Genomic DNA, 23,392 nt, shown 5'->3' with positions numbered 1-23,392 from the left:
ATTTTGTGCCGAAAATGACACCGACGCGTTATTGCCGCGATACAGACGCGATACCGACGCGGATTTCAAAGGTTAACGCGTCCCGCAAGTCGGGCAATCCGCGCGGCGATTGAGGGTGATTTTGCGGGTCTCTCCCCACAGTGCGTCATAGATCATCATCTCGCCGCGCAAAGCCGCACCGGCTCCGGTAATGACCTTGACCGCCTCCGCTGCCATCATGGTGCCCACCACCCCGGGCAGCGGACCAATCACCCCCGCTTCGGCGCAGCTCGGTGCCAGCTCCGGTGCAGGCGCTTCTGGGAAAATGCACTGATAGCACGGCGTTTTCCGGGCTGTATCAAACACGCTGAGCTGCCCTTCCCACTGCGACAAAGCTCCGGAAATCAGAGGCTTGCCCTGCTCCACACAGACTTCATTCACCAGATAACGGGTGTCAAAATTGTCCGTGCCATCCAAGACAAGATCATACTCGCCGATGATCTCCTCCGCATCGTCAACGGTCAGCCTGCGCGGATAAGGCACCACCTGCACAAAGGGGTTTTGCGCCACCATCGCCTCCGCTGCCGATAGCACCTTGGGCGTGCCAATGGCCTCATCCTTGTGGATCACCTGACGCTGCAGATTGGAGTTGTCGACCACATCGTCATCCACCACCCCGATGCGCCCCACGCCCGCCGCCGCAAGATAGAGCAGAACCGGCGATCCAAGCCCCCCTGCGCCAATCACCAAGACCTTGGCATCCTTAAGTTTTTTCTGCCCCAGCCCGCCAATTTCGCGCAGCACGATATGGCGCGCATAGCGGTTGAGTTCAGTGTCGGAAAACAGCTCCTGCGCCGCTTCTTCCTGCGCTGTCTCGGCAGCCCGAGCCTCAGCTTTCACGCGCAGTTTCTGCAACATTGTAGAATAGGCCAGCACCAGCGCTACCGCGCCGCCGATCATCAGCCACATGGCAAGGCTGCCACCGGTGGCAATCGCGAGCGGGTGATCAGCTGGGAACACCACCTGCACGCCAATAACCGCCAGATATAAAACAAAAATCATGCTCCAACGGGCAGACTTCGGAGCGCCCATCAAAAGGCCAATCCCCCAAAGCATCGCTGCCATCGCCAGAACCAGCAGCATCAGCTCACCCCGGTGGAGCCAAAGCCACCCGTGCCGCGTTCAGTCTCGCTAAGCTCTTGATCCAATTCAAAATCTGCGACAACCACCGGCGCAACCACCATCTGCGCAATGCGCATGCCATGGCTGATCTCAATGGTTTCCAGCCCAGCGTTCAACACAATCACCCCAAGCGGGCCGCGATAGTCACTGTCAATTGTTCCAGGCGAGTTTGGCAATGTCAGGCCCTGCTTCAGCGCAAGCCCGGATCGCGGCCGCATCTGCACTTCATAACCCGTTGGTATTTCGAGAGAAAGACCCGTTGGAATCAGAGCACGCAATCCCGGTGCAAGTCGCAGCCCTGCGCGTTGTTCAGGCGGAAAATTTGCCCGCACATCCGCACCGGCCGCCCCACCTGTTTCATAAGACGGCAGGCCAACAGATTGATCCGCCCCGTCAAGCCACTTCAGCTTAATGTTCACGCGTCCCATGATCTTCTCATTCTTCAAATATCCCCGCCGGAGGCCGCGCGGCAGCGCGTCAGCCAACCAGTGTTTCCGCTATCCGGGCAGCCAATTTCTCGGCCACCTCAACTTTACCCATACGCGGCCAAGCCTCTGATCCCGCATCAGAAATCAAGGTCACCGCATTTTCTCTGCCGCCCATAATCCCTGTCGCAGGGCTCACGTCGTTGGCGACAATCCAGTCACATCCCTTACGGATACGTTTGGCCGTGGCGTTTTCGATCACATCATCGGTTTCCGCCGCAAATCCCACAACCAACGGTGGCCGCCCGTCGCCTATTTGGCTGACGGTCGCGAGAATGTCCGGGTTCTCCGCGAACTCCAGGACAGGCAATCCGCCTTTGGTCTTTTTTATCTTGCTGTCAGAAGCGCTTGCGACCCGCCAATCCGCCACTGCCGCACAGAATACGGCCGCATCAACCGACAGGTTTTTCTGCACAGCCGCCAGCATCTCCTGCGCCGTTTCAACCTCAATCAACGTCGCGCCTTCTGGCCGCGCCGCATCCGCCGGGCCGGTGACAAAGATCACCTCCGCCCCCAATTTTATGAGCGCCTGCGCGATCGCACTGCCCTGCGCACCAGACGAGCGGTTCGCAATGTAGCGCACCGGATCAATTGGCTCATGCGTCGGCCCTGAGGTCACCAAAATACGCCGCCCCTGCAGCGGCCCCTCGGCCAGAACCTCCTGAACTGCCTGCACAATTCCCATTGGCTCAGCCATGCGGCCGGGACCAAACTCACCGCAGGCCATATCCCCTTCATTGGGGCCGACAAAGGCAATCCCATCAGCCTTCAGCTGCCTCAGATTGCGTTGTGTCGCCGGGTGATCCCACATCCGGACATTCATCGCGGGTGCGACAAGCACCGGTGTGTCTGTCGCGAGCAGCAGCGTGGAGGCCAGATCATTGGCCATACCCTGCGCCATTTTCGCCATCAGATCGGCTGTGCCCGGTGCGACCACGATCAAATCTGCCGAGCGGGACAGCTGGATATGCCCCATGTCCGCTTCATCGGTCAGATCAAAAAGATCCCGATAGGCCTTCTCTCCTGCGAGTGAGGACACCGATAGTGGCGTCACAAATTCTTCTGCAGCGCGGGTAAGCACCGGGGTCACCCAGGCGCCGCGCTCACGCAGCCGCCGGATCAGCTCAAGCGATTTATATGCCGCGATTCCACCTGCGATGATCAGAAGAATACGTTTGTCTGTCAGCATTTAGCAGGCCTTTCTGATGCCGGGTTGGCTCAAGTTAGGCCGCCGCGCTCACAGACTCAAGCCGCCGAATGGCGTAGTAAGCTCATTTGAAGGCCGCACAGGGATCTTCACGCTCCGCCGCTTCGGTGACAATCCAGGCGTCATAGGGCGGCACACCCTCAGGCTCCGCCTCAAGCTGCCCAAAGGTCACCACGGAAATACCCGGATCCATCAGCGAGGGCGCCCCCCAGTCGTTGCGCACATGGCCGTTGCCGGTGATCACCACGACGGGCCCGCCGGTGTCACGGAGCGCCTCCGTGGCCGCCTGCGCAAGTCGCGCATCCCGCACCCGCTGCGCGGTCACCATGATCGGCAACATCTCCTCCGGCAAAGCATCACAATGCGCCGCCATCTGCATCTCTTCCCGTTCTGCCTGCTGCGCCTCTGGCAGAGGGGCTGTCAGGCCATAGAGATCGGCCTCTCCGCCCACTGCAGCGCTGAAGTCACCATCTGACAACACCCGGCGCACCACTTCACGCGGCACTTGTGCACCATAGATGCGCGCCCCTTCAGAAACCGCAAATATCGGGTAGTACATTGAAAAATCGGGCCAACCGCTCTCATCCCACCCCAGGGCCTCTTCCAGCGCCTCAGCATTGTCGAGGAGATCAGGCGCCACCACGGCAGCCTGAAATGGGGTCAGCATCTCAAACACAATCGCCTTGGGGCCAATCGACAACGTGGCCTGCGCTTGGGTGCCATGATGCACCGGATTGTCATGCACTTCGCCAAGGAACACCACATCAACCCCTTTAAGGAGGCTGAGATCCAGCTGTTCCGCCTCTGCTGCAGCACCTGCCAACGCAAACGCCAGAGCACCCGCTTTCACCATATACTTCATAGATTAACCAATACGCCTCTGATCCGGGGATGCAAGCGATCTTGGCTGTGTGGTTTTGCCTCATCCGCTTTCCGACTTGCCCTCGCCCGCTGTTTCCCGCAGGGTGCGCGCCAACCAGTCGAAAGGACCATTAATGCTGCCCAAACTGAGCCTTATTCTTGGCGGCGCAGCGTCAGGAAAATCTGTCTTTGCAGAACAATTGGTAATGGATACCGGGCAGCCCCGTATCTATCTCGCCACGGCGCAGGCATTTGATGGAGAGATGGAAGCCAAGGTTGAAAAACATCTGCTTCAGCGCGGCCCTGACTGGCAAACCATTGAAGCGCCTCATGAAACAGCCGAAGCGCTTAAAGACCTGCCAGCGGAGTCTGTCGTGCTTCTGGATTGCGCGACCATGTGGCTCTCCAATCACTTGCTGGCAGAAAGCGATCTTGTGGCGGAGCAAGACAAACTCCTGAATACGCTCACAGACTGTGCTGCACGGGTGGTGGTGGTCTCTAACGAAGTGGGCCTTGATGTGGTCCCGGAAAACAAACTCGCGCGCCAATTTCGCAACGCCCAAGGCTCGCTCAATCAAGCACTTGCACGACAGGCAAACCTTGCGGTTCTGGTGGTGGCCGGACTGCCCATGGTCTTGAAGGGGAAATTGCCATGACCGAATTGCATCTTGTGCGCCATGGACCAACCCATGCGAAATCCATGGTGGGCTGGTCAGACCTGCCCGCAGATCTTTCCGATACCGACGCTCTTTCCCGGCTCTCAAACCACCTGCCCGAAGACGGTCTGGTGATCAGCTCTGATCTGCAGCGGTGCGTTGCCACAGCAGACGCCATTCAGGGCAGTCGCACCCGCCTTCCACATGACCCGAAGCTGCGAGAAATCCACTTTGGCGACTGGGAACTCAAGAATTTCAAAGAGATCGAAGCCGAGGATGCCGCCCTCGCCCGCGCCTATTGGGAAAACCCCGGCGATGTGCGACCGCCAAATGGCGAAAGCTGGAACGAGGTCTGCGCGCGTGTAAATCCCGCCATAGACCACTTGATCGACACGCATCGTGGTGGCAAGCTGATTGTGGTTGTGCACTTTGGCGTGATCCTCACCCAAGTGCAGCGTGCAGAGCTCCTGACAGCCGAAGAGGCCTTTGCCCATCGGATCGACAATCTCTCCGTCACCTCTTTCAAAATCGCAGACACCGGCTGGGCCACGCAGCAAATAAATCAATTACTGTGATGGATATCGTCAAAATGTTTCGTTTTGACGATTAATCACCAATTGCTAGCCTACCGCCATGACGTATGATCTTTATCTTGGCGATTACGCCTATTCCTCGTGGTCCCTGCGCGGCTGGCTTCTGTTCGAAAAATTCGGCATCGCCCGCAACACAACGCTGGTGGACTTTTCAGACCAATCGGTGGCTGAGCAGCTCACTAAAATCGCCCCGGCACGCACGGTGCCAGCGGTCAAATTCCCCGAAGGTACGGTCGTCTCAGACAGCCTTGCCATCGCCGAGGAATTGGCAACCCAGCATCCGGACGCCGGGATCTGGCCGACCGACCCCGGCGCGCGTGCGACAGCACGCAATTTGGCCGCAGAGATGCACTCCGGGTTCTTTGCCTTGCGCAATGACTGCCCGATGAACCTGCGCATATCCTATGAAGATGCTCAGCCCTCAGAAGCTGTCCTGGCGGATCTCGCCCGCCTTGAAACCATCTGGGAACACGCTCGCACTTCATATGGAGAAGGCGGCCCATGGCTCTGCGGCAGCTATAGCGCAGCGGATGCGTTCTTTGCTCCGGTTGCCGGGCGGATTGCAGGCTACAATCTTCCCGTTGGCGACGTGGCGCAGGCCTATGTTGCAGCCCATCTCTCCGATCCCGCATTTCGCCGGTGGCGCGCCATGGGGCTCGTGCATGGGCAAACCCTGCCTTGGTATGCCAAAGACTACCCACCCCGCACTTGGCCCGGCCCGGCGCCCCGCAAGGCCGTAGCTGTCGCAGCCACAAGTGCTGAGAATGCCAACTGCCCCTATTCCGGCAAACCTGTCACCCATTTCATGGAAATGGAAGGCCGCATCTTTGGCTTCTGCAACGCCTTCTGCCGCGATAAAACTGTCGCCGATCCAGAGGCCTGGCCCGCCTTCATGGCCCTACTGTAGAGGGCAATTAACCTTTCGCTAACCATCCCCCGCTACCAATTCTTTAGGTTTTGTTAATTGGTTTGGTGGCGGGGTGTGCCATGGTTGCGCGCGCATATACGGTGGCGTTTGAAGGGGTTGAGGCCCATCAGGTCGAGGTGCAATGCGCCCTCACGCCGGGACTTCCAGCCTTCTCAATTGTCGGGTTGCCGGACAAGGCGGTATCTGAAGCGCGAGACCGGGTCCGCTCGGCACTTGCCGCCATGGCAATTGCTTTGCCGTCAAAGCGCATCACCATCAATCTTTCTCCCGCAGATCTGCCCAAAGAAGGCAGTCACTTTGATCTGCCGATCGCGGTGGCGTTGCTTGCGGCGCTTGGAATCATCCCTGAAGATGCCTCTGAAAGCACTGTCAGCTTGGGAGAGCTTTCGCTGGACGGCTCGCTCGTCGGCGTCACAGGCGCGCTGCCGGCTGCGATGAGCGCCGCCGAGGACGACCGCACCCTGCTCTGCCCCGCCGCCTCCAGCCCGGAGGCCGCTTGGGTCGCCGCAACGCAGGTCATTGGGGCCGCGACACTTGCGGATGTTGTGCGACACTATAGCGGACAATCGCCGCTTCAGCCCTCAGAGCCGGGCGAAGTTCATGCCCCCCAAAGCTCCCTCGACCTCAGGGACGTCAAAGGGCAGGAACGCGCTAAACGCGCTTTGGAAATCGCAGCGGCGGGGCGCCACCATCTCTTTATGGTCGGCGCGCCGGGGTCCGGGAAATCCATGCTGGCAGCGCGCCTGCCCACGATTTTGCCTCCGCTCAGCCCGGCAGAGGCGCTGGAAACTTCGATGATCCATTCCATCGCGGGCCTGCTGGATCAGGGCGGCATTTCACGCAGCCGGCCGTTCCGTGAACCGCATCACACAGCCTCCATGGCAGCGATTGTCGGCGGTGGGCGCCGCGCCAGCCCCGGAGAAATCTCGCTCGCCCACAATGGCGTTCTGTTCATGGATGAGATGCCGGAATTCTCTCGTGCCGTACTCGAAACCCTGCGCCAACCGATAGAAACCGGGCAAGCCATGATCGCCCGCGCAAACGCCCATGTGACATACCCTTGCAAATTCATGCTTATTGCCGCGGCCAATCCCTGTCGTTGTGGCCATATGTTTGATCCTTCCCAAGCCTGTGCACGGGTACCCGATTGCGGACAGGATTATCTGGGGCGTCTGTCCGGCCCGTTGTTGGACAGGTTGGATCTGAGGATCGAAGTGCCGCCTGTGGCCTACCGCGATCTTGACCTGCCCGCAGACGGCGACACATCGCAAACCGTGGCCGCGCGCGTTGCACAAGCCAGAGAGCGACAGCTTCATCGTTTTGGTGAGGATAGCACCATCCGCGCAAACGCCGATATTCACGGTCAGCAGCTCGAAGAGATCGCCACTCTGGATGCGGAAGGGCGGCAATTGCTCTCTCAAGTGGCGGAGAGCTTTGGCCTTTCGGCCCGCGGCTATCATCGGGTCTTAAGGGTGGCGCGCACCATTGCCGATCTCGACAGCTGCGACAGCATAAGGCGCCCGCACCTCGCAGAGGCTATCAGCTTCCGCCTGTCAACCGCACCTGACAGCTGATCAAAGAAACAAGGCCCAGCAGTCGCTGAGCCTCGCAAAAATCAAATTCTGTGGCTGAGCTGATACCTCTCCGTCAAAACCAAGAGAAGCGCCCCCATTCTGCGGGGTTAAGCCAATTTGCCTTCAATCGCTTCCCAGATCTTCTCGGCGATATTCACCCCGTCAAAACGCTCCAGCTCCTGAATACCGGTTGGCGAGGTGACGTTGATCTCTGTGAGGTAGTCCCCGATCACATCGATCCCGACAAAGATCTGACCCTTTTCGCGCAGAAGCGGACCAATCGCGGCACAGATTTCCAGATCCCGCTCAGTCAGGCCAATCTTCTCGGGGCGCCCGCCCACATGCATATTGGAGCGGGTTTCCCCGGCAGCTGGCACGCGGTTGATGGCACCGACAGGTTCCCCGTTCACAAGGATCACACGTTTGTCGCCATTGCTCACATCGGGCAGGAACTTCTGAACGATCAGAGGCTCCCGACTAAACCCGGTGAACAGCTCATGCAGCGACGTGAGATTGCGGTCGTTGGCGTCCAGACGGAACACCCCTGCACCGCCGTTGCCATAAAGCGGCTTCAGGATCACATCGCCATGTTTGGCTTTGAATTCCTTGATGGTTTCCAGATCCCGCGCAATCGTCGTGGGCGGTGTCAGCTCTGGGAAGTCCAGCACCAGCAGCTTCTCTGGATAGTTGCGCACCCAGAAGGGATCATTCACCACCATAGCTTTGCCCGCCAGCCGATCCAGCAGATGCGTGCTGGTGATGTAGTGCATGTCAAACGGCGGATCCTGACGCAGCCAGACCACATCGAAATCTGCCAGATTTACGCGCTCAAACGGGCCGAGGTCCACATGATTGCCCTCTTCGCGGCGCACCACCATTGAATGTCCGCGCGCTGTAATTTCGCCTTCTTCATAGGCCAGATGATCAGGGGAGTAGTAAAACAGCTCGTGGCCACGCGCCTGCGCTTCTTCGGCGATACGGAAAGAGCTGTCCGCATTGATATCCACGCCGGTGATCGGATCCATCTGGAAGGCAATTTTCATGTCAAAGACCTCTTGATTTGCCCAAACTACATGGCCCATGCACCGGCGGCTTGCAATGGGGGCTCACATCTCCCACAGCGCATTTTCAAGGATGTGAACACGGCCTTGGCCATCCACGAGCGCAACGTCAAAGCGCATCTCGGTCAACAAGCCAGCCGGTTCTCTTCCAGCAAACTCTTCCGCCGCCTTCCTCAAGCGTCGAACTTGGCTTGGCAAAAGGCGCGCTGCCGCAGCATCAAACGAATGGCTTTTCTTGACCTCTACAAAAACAAGCGCATCGCCGTCACGAAAGATCAGGTCAATCTCGCCAACTTTTCCCCGCCAGCGATGCTCCACCAAGGTCACTCCGAGCGAAAGATACTAGCGAGAGACCACGTCTTCCGCCGCTTGCCCCGCCCAATAGTTGCGGCGTCCGGCATCTGCTTTATGCCCATCACTCATACCAAACCTCATGCGCCCAAACCGCTGGGTCACATCTATTTTTACTCAGCTTTCTGCAGCTTCAACGCCAATTGGTACACTTTACGCCGATTGATGCCATAGGCTTTGGCGACTGTATCGGCCGCATCGCGCACCGACATCGCCTCAAGCGCATCTTTCAGTGCGCTTTCAACATCGTCCTCGCTGGCTGTTTCCCCGCGTTGCCGATCAATCAAAACGACGATCTCGCCTTTGATCTGCCGCTCAGGCAAATCAGACGCCAAATCCGACAGGCTGCCACGCAGCACTTCTTCGAATTTTTTGGTCAATTCCCGCGCTACTGCCGCCTGCCGCGTCCCGCCCAAAACTTCGGCTGCATCGGCGACCATCGCAGCGACACGTTTGGGAGATTCGTAGAACACCAATGTGCCGGGCACCTCACGCAGAGCCTCCAAGACGGTCTGCCGCGCTTTCTTGGCGTTGGGCAAAAAACCGGCGAAGAAAAACGAATCTGTCGGCAAACCTGCGAGAGAGAGCGCTGTGATAATAGCGCTGGGTCCCGGCGCGCTTGTCACCAGATGCCCGGCCTCGGCCGCAGCCACAGACAAGTGATAGCCCGGATCGGCAATAAGCGGCGTACCAGCCTCAGAAGCATATGCCACTGACCGGCCTGCCTCCAGATGCGCCAGAAGCTTGGCGCGCGCGCCTTCTCCCGAGTGATCGTGATAAGACAAGAGCGGACGCCCATTCAGCGCCACCCCGTGAATTTCCAAGAGCTTTTTCATGGACCTTGTGTCTTCTGCAGCGATCACATCCGCAGAGGCCAGAATATCCAGTGCGCGCAGGGTGATGTCGCGTGCCGACCCGATAGGTGTGGCGACAAAGTACAACCCCGGCTGCAATTTAACCGATTGAAATTTCATGGGTAGACCCGCCTTTCCACTCGTTTATTATTCGCACCAACGCCGCCCGGGCGCAATCACGGGCGCGACCCCAACGGGAGTGGAGCTTTGCCGATTTTGTCTTTTCTTAAACCTGCCACGCGCTTTGTGAAAGGGGCCGCGCTCAGCGCAGCGGTTCTTGCTGTGGCAGCATGTGATCCATCCGGCCTGAACACCGGCCAACGCATTTCGACCACGGCTCCGGTTCCTGTGGCTCTGCTCGTGCCTGCAGGCTCCAGCAACTCTGGCGATGCGCTTCTGGCACAAAGCCTTGAAAACGCAGCAAAGCTGGCAATCGCGGATCTGGAAGGCGTGCAAATCGACCTGCGTGTCTATCCGACTGCGGGTGATCCTGCCACTGCGCAGGCTTCCGCACTCAAAGCCGTCGACGAAGGTGCCAAAATTATTCTTGGCCCGGTCTTTGGGGAAGCCGCAAACGCCGCTGCAACCGCCGTTGCATCACAGAACGTCAACGTGCTGTCGTTCTCCAACAACACCACCATCGCGGGTGGCAATCTCTTCGTGTTGGGGCCGACTTTTGACAACACCGCCAATCGCCTCGTGGCCTTTGCCCGGGCAAACGGCAAAGACGGCATCATGTCCGTCTATTCCCAAAACAGCGCGGGGCAGCTTGGCAATACCGCCATCAGCAACGCCATCGCCGCACAGGGTGCGCGCTCTGCAGGTGCGGTTGGCTATGAGTTTTCCCAGGAAGGCGTGATCGCTGCGGTGAGCCAAATCAAACTCACTGCAGAGCAAAATCTGGCGGATGCGCTGTTTTTGACATCAAACACCTCCGGCGCCCTGCCTCTGCTCACACAGCTTTTGCCCGAATCTGGCCTGAGCTCTGAAACCACGCAATTCATCGGCCTCACCCGTTGGGACATCCCTGCGCAAACCCTTGAACTGCCGGGTGTGCAGGGCGGTTGGTTTGCCCTGCCCGATCCTGCTTTGACAGACCAGTTCCAGAGCCGTTATGCACAGGCCTATGGTGGTCTGCCCCATCCGATTGGCGGACTTGCCTATGACGGCATCGCGGCCATTGGTGCGCTGGTCAAATCCGGCAATGCCAATGCGCTTACCTCATCAGCCCTCACGCAGGGCGCAGGCTTCCAAGGTGTGAACGGCATCTTCCGCCTGCGGACAGACGGAACAAACGAACGCGGGCTGGCAGTGGCCACAATCCGCGACAAAAAGGTGGTAATCATTGACCCTGCCCCAACAAGATTTGCAGGCGCTGGCCTCTGACGTCAACGACATCTTTCCAGCTCCGCCAGAGGCGGGGCTGATCTGCGACGCAGATGAAATCTTCAATCGATCAGAAGTTGCTGAGGCTCTTGCCGAAATCCTGAAACAGGAAGGCAAGGAAACCGGTCTGCGCAAAGAGCTGGTGGGCCTTCTGATGGCCCGCCGCAAAGCTGCCATGGCGCAGATCACGGCGGCTTTCCGTGCAAGTCCGCGCGCCGCGCGGGCGATGACCCGTTCCTACACTTGGCTCACAGATTGCCTTGTGGCAGCGGCTTTTCACGCGGCCACAAAACGCTTTCACCCCCTTGCCACCCCGACCGAAGCCGAGCGCATCGCGCTCTTTGCCGTAGGCGGCTATGGGCGCGGTGAAATGGCCCCCCAATCAGACGTCGATCTGCTGTTTTTGACACCCTACAAGATCACGCCTTGGGCGGAGAGCGTGATCGAATCCATGCTCTACATCCTATGGGATTTGCGCCTGAAAGTAGGCCACAGCTCCCGCACTGTGAAAGACTGCCTCCGTTTGGGGCGTGAAGATTTCACCATCCGCACGGCACTTTTAGAGAACCGCTTCCTGCGTGGCTATGAGCCGCTTTCACAGGAACTCAACACGCGCCTTGAAGAGGAGCTTTTTAAAGGCACCGAGCGCGAATTCATCGAAGCCAAGCTGGATGAACGGGATGCCCGCCATGTGAAGCAAGGCCAGCGCTATGTGGTGGAGCCCAACGTCAAAGAAGGCAAAGGCGGTCTGCGCGATCTGCAATCGCTGTTCTGGATCGTGAAATACGTCTATCGCATCACCGATGTCTCTGAACTCGTGGCCAAGGATGTTCTGCGCAAAGATGAGCTGAAGCGGTTTGTTGCCGCAGATGATTTCCTTTGGGCCGTGCGCGGGCATCTTCACCTTCTCGCCGGACGCCCGGTGGAGCAACTCACCTTCGACATTCAGGTCGAGGTCGCGGAGTTCATGGGCTATCAGGACAAAGGTGGTCGGCGTGCGGTTGAGCATTTCATGCAGGACTATTTCCGCCACACCACTTCGGTCGGCGATCTCACCCGCATTCTGCTGACCAAACTGGAAGCGATTCACGCCAAGGGCGAACCGCTTCTGGAGCGCATTTTCCGCCGCCGCCCTCGCGTGAAGGCAGGATATGTCGTCACCCACAACCGTCTGGATGTCCCTGATGAGAAAGCCTTTCTTGCAGATCCGCTGAATTTATTGCGGATCTTTGAGGAAGGTTTGCGGACCGGCATGTTGATCCATCCGGATGCCATGCGTCTGGTCACAGCCAACCTGCACCTGATCGATGACAAGGTCCGTTCAGACAAGGAAGCCCAGCGCATTTTCCTCGGCCTGCTGCTCAAGCACGGCAATCCGGAGCGCGCGCTGCGTCGGATGAACGAGCTTGGAGTTCTGTCCGCCTTCATTCCGGAGTTTGAACCCATCGTGGCGATGATGCAGTTCAACATGTATCACTCCTATACCGTGGATGAGCACACCATTCAGGTGATCTCAAACTTCGCCGAGATCGAACGCGAAGAGCTGCAACAGGAGCTGCCGCTCAGCTCCGAAATCCTGAAAACCGGCATCAACCGCAAGGTTCTGATGGTCGCCATGCTGCTGCATGACATCGGCAAAGGCCGTGACATCGACCATTCCGTTCTGGGTGCACAAATTGCCCGCAAAGTGGCTCCGGGGCTGGGCCTCAACAAGGCGGAAAGCGAAACCGTCGAATGGCTGGTGCGCTATCATCTGTTGATGTCGGATATGGCCCAGAAACGCGACATCGCCGATCCACGTACGGTGCGTGATTTTGCCAAGGCCGTGAAGACCGTCGACCGGCTGAACCTGCTGACCGTTCTCACGGTCTGCGACATCCGTGGTGTTGGACCGGACACATGGAACAACTGGAAAGCGGTGCTGATCCGCGCGCTTTATGGGCAGACCAAGCTTGTTCTTGAGGACGGCATGGAATCCATCACCCGCGAAAACCGCGGCGCGCAAGCGAAGAAGCTGCTGCGGCAGGAGCTGGCGGATTGGCCATCCAAAGAGCTCAAGAAAGAAACCGGCCGTCACTACGAACCGTATTGGCAGGGCCTGCACATCACCGCGCATAAAGTCTTCGCAGAGCTGCTGCGCGACATTCCGGATGATGAAGTCCGCATAGACCTGCACCCTGATGAGGACCGCGACGCCACTCGCGTTTGCTTTGCCATGGCGGATCACCCGGGGATTTTCTCCCGCATGTGTGGCGCACTGGCGCTTGTGGGGGCCAACATCGTGGATGCCCGCACCTTCACCTCTAAAGACGGCTACGCCACCGCCGCTTTCTGGATTCAGGACGCTGAAGACAAGCCCTATGAAGCGGGCCGTTTGCCGCGTCTGCGGCAAATGATCGAAAAGACGCTGGCGGGCGAAGTGGTCACCACGGAAGCCATCAAATCGCGCGACGTCATCAAGAAACGCGAACGCGCCTTCAACGTACCAACCACAATCAACTTCGACAACGAAGGCTCTGAGATCTATACGATTATCGAAGTCGACACGCGCGACCGTGCTGGACTTCTGTTTGATCTCACCCGCACCTTGGCCAACGCCAACGTCTACATTGCCTCAGCTGTCATTGCGACCTATGGCGAGCAGGTCGTCGACACCTTCTATGTCAAAGACATGTTTGGTCTTAAGTTCCACGCGGATGGCAAACAGAAGGGTCTTGAGAAGAAGTTGCGAGACGCCATCAAAAAAGGCGCTGAGAGGGCCAACGCATGAAGCCGATCCGCCTGATGCGCGGGTTTCTGACCGTCGGGTTCTGGACCTTGGCAAGCCGCATTCTGGGGTTTGCCCGTGAAATTCTCCTGCTCAGCTACATCGGTCCCGGTCCGGTGATGGACGCATTTGTGGCAGCCTTTCGTCTGCCCAATATGTTTCGCCGCTTCTTTGCCGAAGGCGCGTTCAACGCCGCGTTTGTGCCGATGTTCTCCAAGCGCTACGAAGGCGGCGAGGATCCCGAAGGGTTTGCCAGCGACGCACTGAGCCTGCTGAGCGCGGCTGTCCTCACTCTGACAGCCACAGCCATGATTTTCATGCCCGCAATGGTATGGCTGACCGCCGATGGGTTTTCGGGCGATGAGCGTTTTGACCTCACCGTGGGCTATGGCCGTATCGTCTTTCCTTACATTGTGTGCCTGTCGCTTGCCGCTTTGTTTTCCGGCGTTCTGAACGCTTCAGGGCGCTTTGCCGCCGCCGCGGCAGCGCCAGCGCTGCTCAACATCGTCATGATCCCGGCACTTGTGATCGGGCATTGGGTCGGCGGTCCGGTGATCAACTGGCTGATCTGGTCGATCCCGGTTGGCGGTATCTTGCAGCTGGGCTTGGTCTGGATCGCCTCTCGCAAGGCTGGCTTCAACATTCGCCTCAAACTTCCGCGCTACACGCCGGAGATGTCAGAAATGGTGCGGGTGGCAGTCCCCGCCGCCTTGGCCAGCGGAGTGGTTCAAATCAATCTTCTGGTGGGGCAGCGCGTTGCGTCCGATTTCACCGGTTCGGTAGGCTGGCTCTATGCCGCAGATCGGCTTTATCAGCTCCCCCTTGGCGTGATTGGCATTGCTGTGGGCATCGTCTTGTTGCCCGACCTGTCCCGCCGCCTGAAAGCCAACGACTCCGATGGCGCCCGCAACGCGTTTTCCCGCGCAGGCGAATTCTCCATGTTCCTGACAATCCCTTGCGCGGTGGCTTTTCTGGTGGTGCCATTGCCGCTGGTGTCGGTCCTTTTTGAACGCGGCGCGACAAGCGCGGACGACAGCGCAGCCATCGCAACCGCTCTTGCCATTTACGCCGTCGGCCTGCCCGCTTTTGTTCTGCAAAAGCTTCTTCAGCCCCTGTTCTTCGCCCGTGAAGACACCAAGCGCCCCTTCCACTATGCGGTTTGGGCCATGGTCATCAACGCGGGCATCGCAATCGGTCTAGCGCCCTACCTGCAGTGGCTCGCACCGGCGATTGCAACCACGGTCGCCTCATGGATCATGGTCCTCCAACTGGCCTTGGGCGCGCGCAGCTTTGGCGACGTGGCACGCTTTGACACCCGCCTGAGGCAGCGGCTCTGGCGCATATGCGCTGCGTCTGCTGCTATGGGCGGCGCTCTCTGGTGGCTGGCTGTTGCGCTTTCGCCTTGGCTTGGCACCGCAGGTTGGCGCTATCTTGCGCTATTGGCCCTAATCCTGCTCGGATCTCTGGTCTATTTCCTGGTCGGCCGTGTGATTGGAGCCTTCGATATCAAGGATCTGCGAAATGCCTCCCGCCGCAATAGACATCAAAACTAACGATTAACGGTTGCTTAAACCGCATCGCTCGCCTTTAGATCGCTCCATTGATTAATTTATGGAGAGCGAAATGAAGACGTCGATCCTTTTGATGATCGTTGGCGCACTGGCCATTGTTCTTGGCATTGTCGCGCTGGCCTATCCTTTTGCTGCCTCACTGACAGCCACCCTGTTTGTGGGTTGGAGCTTTGTCCTGATGGGATTGTTGCAGATATTTGCAGCTTTTCGCGCAGACTCAACAGGCGCAAAAATAGCCGGGGGGCTGCTTGGTGTTGTGGCGGCTGCTGTGGGGGTGCACATCGTTGGTGAGCCCCTGCGCGGCCTGCTGTCTCTGACCCTGATCGCGGGCATCCTGTTTCTCGTTTCAGGTGCGTTCAAACTGGTCTTTGGGGTGGTGAGCTTTCAGGGTAGCGCCCGGCTGGCACTGGTCCTGTCAGGCGCCATCTCGGTGGTACTGGGCCTGATGGTACTCAACAATTTCCCGCAATCCGCATCTGTACTGCTGGGCCTGCTTCTGGCCGTCGAAATGCTGTCCAACGGGATCAGCGCCATTGCGCTCGGCCTGGCCGTGCGCAACTTGGAAAACGAATGCGCTGCCTAAAAGGGCTTCACTGGCGGCGGATTTTCTCAACGATCCGCTGCCAGCCCCCCGGCGTCAGCGCAAAAGACATCGTGAAGCCCGCGCCAAACCCGATCACATCCGCAACCCAATCAGGGGCTCCGCCAAAAATCAGCCCGAACACCAATTGGATCGCAACCAACATCCCAATCAGGGAAAAGGCACGGGCCTGAGGCGCACCAACGGCACCAAGCCGTGTCCACATCAAGAATGTGAACGCACCGATCAGGCCATAAACACCGGGATAGCTGCCAAGCAACGGAACGGCACTGTCCAAAATCACCGCGTAGCCCAGCGCGCCCACGGCCCCGGAGATCACAAAAATTGCCAAGGTCGCCCAGCCAGAAAACACCTCGCCGACCATCTTTCCCATCGCCAGCAGCAACACACCGCCAAACAACGCATGGGTGAAGTTGCCATGCACAAACAGATAGCTGACAAAGCGCACAACATGCTCCAACGGCCAGTTACCGGTGGTCATCATCCAGTCAAAGATTTCAGCTGAAAACGCATAGCGCTGGATCGTTTCCAGACGCCAGCCCACCGCCGTTGGTCCGCCCACAATCCCTTGCAAGCCCAGCCACAACACGGCCTCCACACCCGCCAGAATGAGGAACAATGCCGTCACAACGGGCGGCAGCGGGTTGATAGGGCTTTGATCGTCGGGATGTGACATGCCTGTACTCCTTGCCCGTACTTCTTGACGGGGTTTGACCTCGTAGGTAAGCCAAGCGCGTTAACAAATCCAGACGGAGTATTCCTATGAACGAGGCGGTCCAAACGTCCTCCACCTTTACCCCACGCGTCTTTTCCGGGATCCAACCCTCGGGCGGCCTGACGCTGGGCAATTATCTTGGCGCGATGAAGCGCTTTGTCGACATGCAAGAGGCCGGTACGCATGAGACCGTCTACTGCATGGTTGACCTGCACGCGATCACCGTCTGGCAAGATCCGGAGAAGCTGCGCCATGCGACCCGCGAGCTCTGTGCAGGCTTTATCGCCGCCGGCATCGACCCACAGAAATCTATTCTGTTCAACCAGTCGGCCGCACCTGAGCACGCACAGCTTGCCTGGGTCTTCAACTGTGTCGCCCGTATGGGCTGGATGCAGCGCATGACGCAGTGGAAAGACAAGGCAGGTAAAAACCAGCAGAACGCCTCGCTGGGCCTGTTTGCCTACCCTGCTCTGATGGCGGCGGACATTCTAATCTATCACGCGACCCACGTGCCGGTGGGCGAAGACCAGAAACAGCACCTTGAGCTGACCCGCGACGTGGCGATCAAGTTCAACCACGACTATGGCGTGGACTTCTTCCCGGTCACCGAGCCGGTGATCGAAGGCGCGGCCACCCGCGTCATGTCTCTGCGCGATGGCTCCAAAAAGATGTCCAAATCTGATCCGTCAGATGCCTCTCGCATCAACATGACCGATGACGCGGACACCATCGCCAAAAAGATCCGCAAGGCCAAAACCGATCCGGAAGGCCTGCCTTCTGAGACGGAGGGCCTGGAAGATCGTCCAGAGGCCCGCAACCTGGTGAACATCTACGCAGCCCTGTCAGAACAGACCGTTGCACAGGTGCTCGCAGAAATCGGCGGCAAGCAGTTCTCGGAGTTCAAACCGATGCTTTCCGAACTGGCTGTTGAGAAGCTCGCTCCGATCTCCACCGAGATGGCGCGTCTCATGCAGGATCAGGCAGAGATCGACAAAATCCTTGCCCACGGTGCAGGCCAGGCCCGCGAGCTCGCCGCACCGATCCTGAAGAAAACATATGAGATTGTCGGCATGGTCGGCGCCTGAGCGCTAGATCAGACCGTGCAACCAGTTCGGGGCTCGCCAGCGTTGGCGGGCCCCTATTTTGTTCAAGACTGCTCCACGCGGCACCCCGCGACAGAGAGGGCGCAGCGCCTCTCGGTACTCCCCTCTCGAGCCAACGCAAGCATACCGTCAAATAGATCCGTCGTGAGATTGCGGCGTTTGTGCTATATTGACGGGATCGATTTGTTGATTGGTTTTGTTGCGGTTTTCTTATGAGTGGATTTGCCAATGTGTTGCAGCGGATAACACCTTCCCAAGAAGGCGTTCTGAACATCGCTGAAATGGCGCGTGCCTTTATCGGGACCTGCCTCGCGATCACTTGGCTTCTCGTGCTCTATGCCTTCACCATCTGGATGGTCGTGGGCAGCCTCAGCACAATCCTGCTTCATGATGAATTTGTCGCCGCAGGGATTGAAGGCACCTTTCAGGATATCGCCTTGGCCGAACAGCAGGTCGTCATGCAGCAGGAAACGATCTGGCGACAACTGGATCAGGTGGATCACTACGAAAACCTTGAATTTAGCGCCAACCAAAGGTCAGCGAATTTCGCGACTTCTGATGATTGGGTCTCATATATCGATTTTCATAGCGCGACGTCTCCGCAATCCATCGACTACTACGCCTCACTTGCGCTCTGGGAGTTTGTTGAGACAGACCTGTTCCACATGGCCCAAGCGGAGTGCCAGACAGACGGCAAAGATGCGAACTCAATCACCAATCGGTTCTGCCGGGAAATCGAAAATCTCGATGAACAGAATGATCGCCTCTATGGCATGCGGCTCGATATAGAGACCTCCGATCTCATGGCATATCGCGAAAACCTCTACAAAAAAGCCACGACAATCCGAAATGAACACCCCCTAAGCCAACACATCACGGCAATCGGGTTTTTCTACCGCTGGGGCTACACCTATCTGATCTACCTGCCACGCCCAGTCATGGTGATGGTTTTGACCATGTCGATGGGCATTTTGGGCAGCGTCATTACCATGACCTGGAAACTGCTTGGCAGTGACAAACTAAGCATTCGTAGTTTGGCCATGTTGCCTCTGGTTGGCTGTATGAGCGCCTTCGTCATCCTTGTGTTTGCCAAAGCGGGGCAAATCACGCTCTCAACAGGGATCGACCCGGGCTCACTCAATCCGTTTTTTATTTCCTTTCTGGGCATCATATCCGGTCTGCTTTCCGAAAGCGCCTATGCGCGCATGGCCCAGATTGGTCATCGCTTCTTTGAAGCTTCCGATGACATCACCCGCTGGGGGATTGGGCTGGAAGCCATTGCGCAGAGCGAAGGTCTCAGCCCCGATGACCTGTCCTCCATCCTCGGCATCCATCCCTCAGACCTGCAAAGCATCTTGAGCGGGGAAAGCCCGGCAACACCGGAACATCAGACACTCATCGCCGCGGCGCTGCGCCGCCCGGTCGAGACCTTATTCACCGATTTGCGTCCGCACCCGAACCAAGAGGTGGAACCTCCTCCCCCGCTCCAGAATGGCAATCTTGTCTCCGACCAGAGCTATACCAAGGTTCTGCAGGCGCTATTGGACAATGGCGAGAAAGACCTCGAAGCCCTTGCCGCAGAGTTGGAAGCCCAGACAGGAGAACTCTCTGATGTTCTGTCAGGCAATGCCGCGGTGCCGGAAGGGTGGAAACCAATCATTCAAAAGTTCGCTCAGAGCACGCCCACAGATCCAGCTACCAACGCCAACGATTGAGCAGTCACCGCTTTGACAGCACGCCGGAAAATTACGATTGCTTAAAAAGCGCTGCGCTCAGCCGCTTGGCCGCAGCGTGAAGCACATCAACCCGCTCTACAGCCTCCGAAAGTTTGACCCGCTGCGTCGGCCCATGAAATGCGAGGGCGGAGACAAACCGTCCAGCCGGATCTTTCACCGGCACAGCCAGTGCCACCATACCTTCCAAAAACTCCTCCTGATCCAGCGCGTAGCCTTGCCGCGCGATCAAAGCGAGTTCTTCGAGCAGGCTTTCCTGCGACGTATGTGTTGCCTCCGTCATGCCTTCCAAGGTCAGCGTCGCAACAAATCTCTTGCGGGCGGCAGGGGCCAGACTCGCCAGAAAGCTTTTCCCACTTGCGGTACAGTGAAACGGCACATGCGTGCCTATCGGCAGCTGAATTCGAAACGCCCAATCGGTCTCCACGCGATCCAGATAGCTCATACCCGCATCTTCCGGCACCACATAGTTCACCGTCTCACCGATCTGATGCGCCACATCCAAAAGGATCTGCCGCCGGGCGATGTGGTCGCGAGAATTATAGAGCAACCCTGCCCCAAGCTCGCGCAATCGGCGCGCCACCTGAAAGCGGCGCGAGTTGCCTTGGCGGGTTAGAAATCCGTTCTGCTCCAGCGTTGCACAAAGGCGATGCACAGTCTGCTTGGGCAGGCCAAGCGCGGCATTGATCTCCGTCGCGGTCATCGCCTGATCGCTACGCCCGAGGATCTCAAGGATCATCAGCGTGCGCAGATTGGTCGGTATGCGGTCAGTCTCGGTCATCTTTCCCTTAGGTAAGAAAGGTTTTGATTTATGCGTGAATCACTGTAGCGTCAATAATTGAGCAAAAAACAAGACAAAAAGTCTCATTTTTTGACTTTTGGGAGGAATATTGGAGTTTGACTACGTTGTAGTGGGCGCCGGCTCAGCCGGATGTGTCCTTGCCAACAGGCTGTCAGCAGATGGACGGTACACCGTTGCGCTGCTGGAGGCTGGCCCGCGTGACAGTAACCCATGGATACATATCCCCGTCGGCTATTTCCGCACCATGGGGAACCCAAACACCGACTGGCGTTATCAAACACAACCAGATCCCGGCATCGCGGGGCGATCTATTCCATGGCCGCGCGGGCGGGTGCTGGGTGGCTCCAGCTCCATCAATGGATTGCTCTATGTTCGCGGACAGGCGCAGGACTATGACGGATGGGCGCAGCTCGGCTGCACCGGTTGGGCCTGGGATGATGTGCTGCCCTATTTTCAACGCTCAGAGCGGTGGGAAGGCGAAGATTGCTCCGGCCTGCGCGGCACAAACGGGCCTCTGTCTGTGCAAAACTCCCGCCTTACACGGGAGGTTGTCGATCTTTGGGTCGACGCGGCGGAAGCAGCAGGCTACCGACGCAACCCCGACTACAACGGCGCAGATCAAGAAGGTGTGGGCTACTTTCAGCTCACCATGCGAGGTGGGCGACGGTGCTCCTCGGCAGTTGCCTACCTCGCGCCTGCACGCCATAGGCACAACCTTGAGATACTCACCGAGGCGCAGACCGAAAAAGTACTCTTTCAAAATGGCCGCGCCACTGGCGTGCGGGCGCGACTGAAGGGCAAGCCGCAAGACATAACCGCGCGCGGCGAGGTCATCCTCAGCGCCGGGGCCATTGGCTCCCCGCAGATACTGATGCTTTCCGGTATAGGAGATCCGGATGCGCTCGCACCCCATGGCATCACGCCCAAAGCTGCGCTGAAGGGGGTCGGCAAAAACCTGCAGGATCATCTGCAGGCACGCCCCGTCTTCAAAACCCACCTCAGCACCATAAATGTTGAGGCCAGCAATATCCTCAAGCAAGCCGCCATCGCCCTGCAATACGCAGCCACCCAGCGCGGCCCGATGACCATGGCCGCAAGCCTTGGCACGGGCTTCCTCAAAACCGCTGAACACCTTGAAACGCCGGACATCCAGTTTCATATTCAACCGTTTAGCGCAGACAGCCCCGCCGAGGGTGCTCATAAGTTCTCCGCCTTCACAGCCTCGGTGCTGCAACTGCGCCCGGAGAGTGCCGGACATCTGGAGTTGAAATCCGCCAATATCGATGATCACCCGGAGATACATCCGAACTACCTTGCGACCGACACCGATTGCCACACCATCGTAAAGGGCATTCAGATCGCACGCAAAATAGCGCAGACCGAGCCGCTAAAATCGCAAATTACCGAAGAATACGCACCGGGCCGCGAAATTGCATATGACGATGAGGCCGGCACATTGGATTGGGCGCGCAACACCGCCGTCACAATTTATCACCCCACAGGCACCTGCAAAATGGGCACGGACCCCATGGCCGTGGTTGACGCGCGTCTGCGGGTGATTGGGGTCGACGGCCTGCGCGTTGCGGACGCCTCAATCATGCCCCGCATTGTCAGCGGCAACACCAATGCACCCGCCATCATGATTGGCGAGAAAGCCAGCGACCTCATTTTGGAGGACGCGGCGCCATGACCAGAATTCGGAAGAGGAAGGGCAACATGCCACCAAAGACAACACCAGGTTAGTGCCTTCGGCCCTGGTGAGACAAAAACACGTCCAGAAGGCACACATCTAGGGAGGAAACATGATGTTCAAGTTGAAATCCGTTGCGGTGGGGGTCGCTACCCTCGCCCTAACCGCCTCGACGGCGGTCGCTGAAACCGTGATCCGGGTCCAATCCGTGATCCCGGCGCAGGCGGATGAAGTGCATATGCTGAATGAATTTGCCGCAGATGTCGCCGCGCTGACCGATGGATCGGTCAAGATCGAAGTGCTGCCTGCCGGCGCCGTGGTCGGCGTGCGCGAAACACTGGATGCGGTGGACAGCGGCCTGATCGAAGGCGGCTTTGCCTGGACCCACTACTGGGGCGGCAAGCACCCTGCGGCCAACCTCTTTGGCGCTCCAATCGCGGGCGCAGGTGTCGGCCTGGATAACATCGCCTTCATGTCCTGGTTCCAATACGGCGGCGGCAAAGAGCTCTATGACCGCCTGTGGGATGAAATGGGTGTGAATGTGAAGGGCTTCATGCTTCAGCCGGTTGGCCCGGAAGCACTGGGGTGGTTCCCGGAACCGATTGCCTCCATGGACGACTTCCGCAAACTGCGCTTCCGCGCGCCTCCCGGCATGGTTGGCAAAGCCTATAGCGACATTGGCGTTGCCGCCGTGGCCATGGGTGGCGGGGACATCCTGCCTGCCCTTGAGAAAGGCACGATTGATGCGGCCGAATGGTGCTGCCCCAAGCCTGACTCCGTCTTTGGCTTCCAAAAGGTGCTGAAGCACTACTACTTGCAAGGCTTGCACCAGGTCGTTGTGAACGCTGACCTTTACATCAACGGCGACGTCTATGACGGGCTGACCGATGGCGAAAAGAAAGCGCTGGAAGTTGCGGCCAACGCCTCACTCTCCAAAGCGATGTCCTACCGCATCTATGAAAATGGCAAGGCGCTGAAGGATCTGACAGAAAACCACGGCGTGCAGCTGCACGACACGCCAACAGATTACTTCACCGAATACATGAACGCCGCCCAAGCCTCTCTGGAAGCGGCTGCTGCGGAAAATGAGTTCTTCGCAGAAGTCTGGCAGTCCCAAAAGGACTTTGCAGAAATCGCCGTCCCATTCTGGGCGGGGGCACAGACCTCCAATGCGAACCTCGGCAAGGCCTTTGCTGACAGCCTGAAGTAAGGCTGGCCACACGCGACTGGGAAGCCCTGACCACGCTCGGGGCTTTCCAAAGCACTCAGAAATCCAGAACTTCCAACAAGGGC

General features: G+C 58.3%; 21 protein-coding genes. 12 read left to right on the top strand and 9 right to left on the bottom strand.

From position 1 onward, the window contains the following. Positions 1-72: 72 nt before the first annotated feature. The 4 genes from J7412_RS06080 to J7412_RS06065 form a co-directional block, all read right to left on the bottom strand. On the bottom strand, positions 73-1,122 hold the full coding sequence (locus J7412_RS06080) for a HesA/MoeB/ThiF family protein (RefSeq protein ID WP_209077857.1): 1,050 nt from the start codon (positions 1,120-1,122) through the stop codon (positions 73-75). Continuing rightward, positions 1,122-1,589, bottom strand: coding sequence for a dUTP diphosphatase (gene dut, locus J7412_RS06075; protein WP_209077856.1), 468 nt, complete (start codon positions 1,587-1,589; stop codon positions 1,122-1,124). Before dut ends, J7412_RS06080 begins: the two co-directional genes overlap by 1 nt. Before the next feature lie 49 nt (positions 1,590-1,638). Then, positions 1,639-2,835: a bifunctional phosphopantothenoylcysteine decarboxylase/phosphopantothenate--cysteine ligase CoaBC gene (coaBC, locus tag J7412_RS06070; RefSeq protein ID WP_209077855.1), complete on the bottom strand. Its 1,197-nt coding sequence runs from the start codon at positions 2,833-2,835 to the stop codon at positions 1,639-1,641. An 82-nt stretch (positions 2,836-2,917) separates the two neighbouring features. Next, a complete protein-coding gene (locus J7412_RS06065; protein WP_247743792.1) occupies positions 2,918-3,715 on the bottom strand; it encodes a ChaN family lipoprotein in 798 nt (265 codons plus the stop codon). Positions 3,716-3,848: 133 nt separating this feature from the next. On the opposite strand from J7412_RS06065, the gene cobU reads away from it, so the two are divergent. The 4 genes from cobU to J7412_RS06045 all read left to right on the top strand — a co-directional run bounded on the left by cobU (position 3,849) and on the right by J7412_RS06045 (position 7,465). Continuing rightward, positions 3,849-4,370, top strand: coding sequence for a bifunctional adenosylcobinamide kinase/adenosylcobinamide-phosphate guanylyltransferase (gene cobU / locus J7412_RS06060; protein ID WP_209077854.1), 522 nt, complete (start codon positions 3,849-3,851; stop codon positions 4,368-4,370). After that, positions 4,367-4,945, top strand: coding sequence for a histidine phosphatase family protein (locus tag J7412_RS06055; protein ID WP_209061309.1), 579 nt, complete (start codon positions 4,367-4,369; stop codon positions 4,943-4,945). Before cobU ends, J7412_RS06055 begins: the two co-directional genes overlap by 4 nt. A 58-nt stretch (positions 4,946-5,003) precedes the next feature. Continuing rightward, positions 5,004-5,870: a glutathione S-transferase gene (locus J7412_RS06050; protein WP_209077853.1), complete on the top strand. Its 867-nt coding sequence runs from the start codon at positions 5,004-5,006 to the stop codon at positions 5,868-5,870. 80 nt (positions 5,871-5,950) lie between these two features. Continuing rightward, entirely contained in the window at positions 5,951-7,465 is a 1,515-nt protein-coding gene (locus J7412_RS06045) for a YifB family Mg chelatase-like AAA ATPase (protein WP_209077852.1), read from the top strand. Between the two features lie 107 nt (positions 7,466-7,572). Here J7412_RS06045 and gshB read toward each other — a convergent pair whose 3' ends face one another. From gshB to rsmI, 3 genes are all read right to left on the bottom strand, one after another. Next, on the bottom strand, positions 7,573-8,508 hold the full coding sequence (gene gshB / locus J7412_RS06040; RefSeq protein ID WP_209077851.1) for a glutathione synthase: 936 nt from the start codon (positions 8,506-8,508) through the stop codon (positions 7,573-7,575). Between the two features lie 63 nt (positions 8,509-8,571). After that, on the bottom strand, positions 8,572-8,847 hold the full coding sequence (locus J7412_RS06035; protein ID WP_247743791.1) for a YraN family protein: 276 nt from the start codon (positions 8,845-8,847) through the stop codon (positions 8,572-8,574). A gap of 143 nt (positions 8,848-8,990) precedes the next feature. Then, complete coding sequence (gene rsmI / locus J7412_RS06030; RefSeq protein WP_209077850.1) at positions 8,991-9,851, bottom strand: 16S rRNA (cytidine(1402)-2'-O)-methyltransferase; 861 nt, start codon at positions 9,849-9,851, stop codon at positions 8,991-8,993. 126 nt (positions 9,852-9,977) lie between these two features. On the opposite strand from rsmI, the gene J7412_RS06025 reads away from it, so the two are divergent. The 4 genes from J7412_RS06025 to J7412_RS06010 all read left to right on the top strand — a co-directional run bounded on the left by J7412_RS06025 (position 9,978) and on the right by J7412_RS06010 (position 16,038). Then, positions 9,978-11,117 (top strand): penicillin-binding protein activator, encoded by a 1,140-nt coding sequence (locus tag J7412_RS06025; RefSeq protein ID WP_348540484.1) that lies wholly within the window; start codon positions 9,978-9,980, stop codon positions 11,115-11,117. Then, positions 11,098-13,887 carry a [protein-PII] uridylyltransferase gene (locus tag J7412_RS06020; RefSeq protein ID WP_247743825.1) on the top strand — a complete coding sequence of 930 codons (2,790 nt, stop codon included), beginning with the start codon at positions 11,098-11,100 and terminating at the stop codon, positions 13,885-13,887. Before J7412_RS06025 ends, J7412_RS06020 begins: the two co-directional genes overlap by 20 nt. Next, complete coding sequence (murJ, locus tag J7412_RS06015; RefSeq protein WP_209077848.1) at positions 13,884-15,437, top strand: murein biosynthesis integral membrane protein MurJ; 1,554 nt, start codon at positions 13,884-13,886, stop codon at positions 15,435-15,437. Before J7412_RS06020 ends, murJ begins: the two co-directional genes overlap by 4 nt. Before the next feature lie 70 nt (positions 15,438-15,507). Continuing rightward, on the top strand, positions 15,508-16,038 hold the full coding sequence (locus J7412_RS06010; protein WP_209077847.1) for a DUF308 domain-containing protein: 531 nt from the start codon (positions 15,508-15,510) through the stop codon (positions 16,036-16,038). A 7-nt stretch (positions 16,039-16,045) separates the two neighbouring features. On the opposite strand, the gene J7412_RS06005 is transcribed toward J7412_RS06010, so the two are convergent. Continuing rightward, positions 16,046-16,732, bottom strand: a complete 687-nt coding sequence (locus tag J7412_RS06005) for a rhomboid family intramembrane serine protease (protein WP_209077846.1) — start codon at positions 16,730-16,732, stop codon at positions 16,046-16,048. Between the two features lie 86 nt (positions 16,733-16,818). Between J7412_RS06005 and trpS the strand changes: the two genes are divergently transcribed. Next, on the top strand, positions 16,819-17,856 hold the full coding sequence (gene trpS / locus J7412_RS06000) for a tryptophan--tRNA ligase (protein WP_209077845.1): 1,038 nt from the start codon (positions 16,819-16,821) through the stop codon (positions 17,854-17,856). A 230-nt stretch (positions 17,857-18,086) separates the two neighbouring features. Beyond that, entirely contained in the window at positions 18,087-19,589 is a 1,503-nt protein-coding gene (locus J7412_RS05995; protein WP_209077844.1) for a helix-turn-helix transcriptional regulator, read from the top strand. Between the two features lie 31 nt (positions 19,590-19,620). On the opposite strand, the gene J7412_RS05990 is transcribed toward J7412_RS05995, so the two are convergent. After that, entirely contained in the window at positions 19,621-20,388 is a 768-nt protein-coding gene (locus J7412_RS05990) for an IclR family transcriptional regulator (RefSeq protein ID WP_209077843.1), read from the bottom strand. 109 nt (positions 20,389-20,497) lie between these two features. Between J7412_RS05990 and J7412_RS05985 the strand changes: the two genes are divergently transcribed. Together J7412_RS05985 and J7412_RS05980 are read left to right on the top strand one after the other, a co-directional pair. Beyond that, positions 20,498-22,099, top strand: coding sequence for a GMC family oxidoreductase N-terminal domain-containing protein (locus J7412_RS05985; protein ID WP_209077842.1), 1,602 nt, complete (start codon positions 20,498-20,500; stop codon positions 22,097-22,099). Between the two features lie 112 nt (positions 22,100-22,211). Beyond that, positions 22,212-23,309, top strand: coding sequence for a TRAP transporter substrate-binding protein (locus tag J7412_RS05980; RefSeq protein ID WP_247743789.1), 1,098 nt, complete (start codon positions 22,212-22,214; stop codon positions 23,307-23,309). Positions 23,310-23,392: the final 83 nt, after the last annotated feature.

Origin of the sequence: Shimia sp. R9_3, assembly GCF_017743755.1 — a bacterium.
In the GTDB taxonomy this organism is placed as follows: domain Bacteria; phylum Pseudomonadota; class Alphaproteobacteria; order Rhodobacterales; family Rhodobacteraceae; genus Shimia.
Note: the sequence above shows the minus strand (reverse complement) of the source record. Positions and strands in the feature narration are given on the sequence as shown.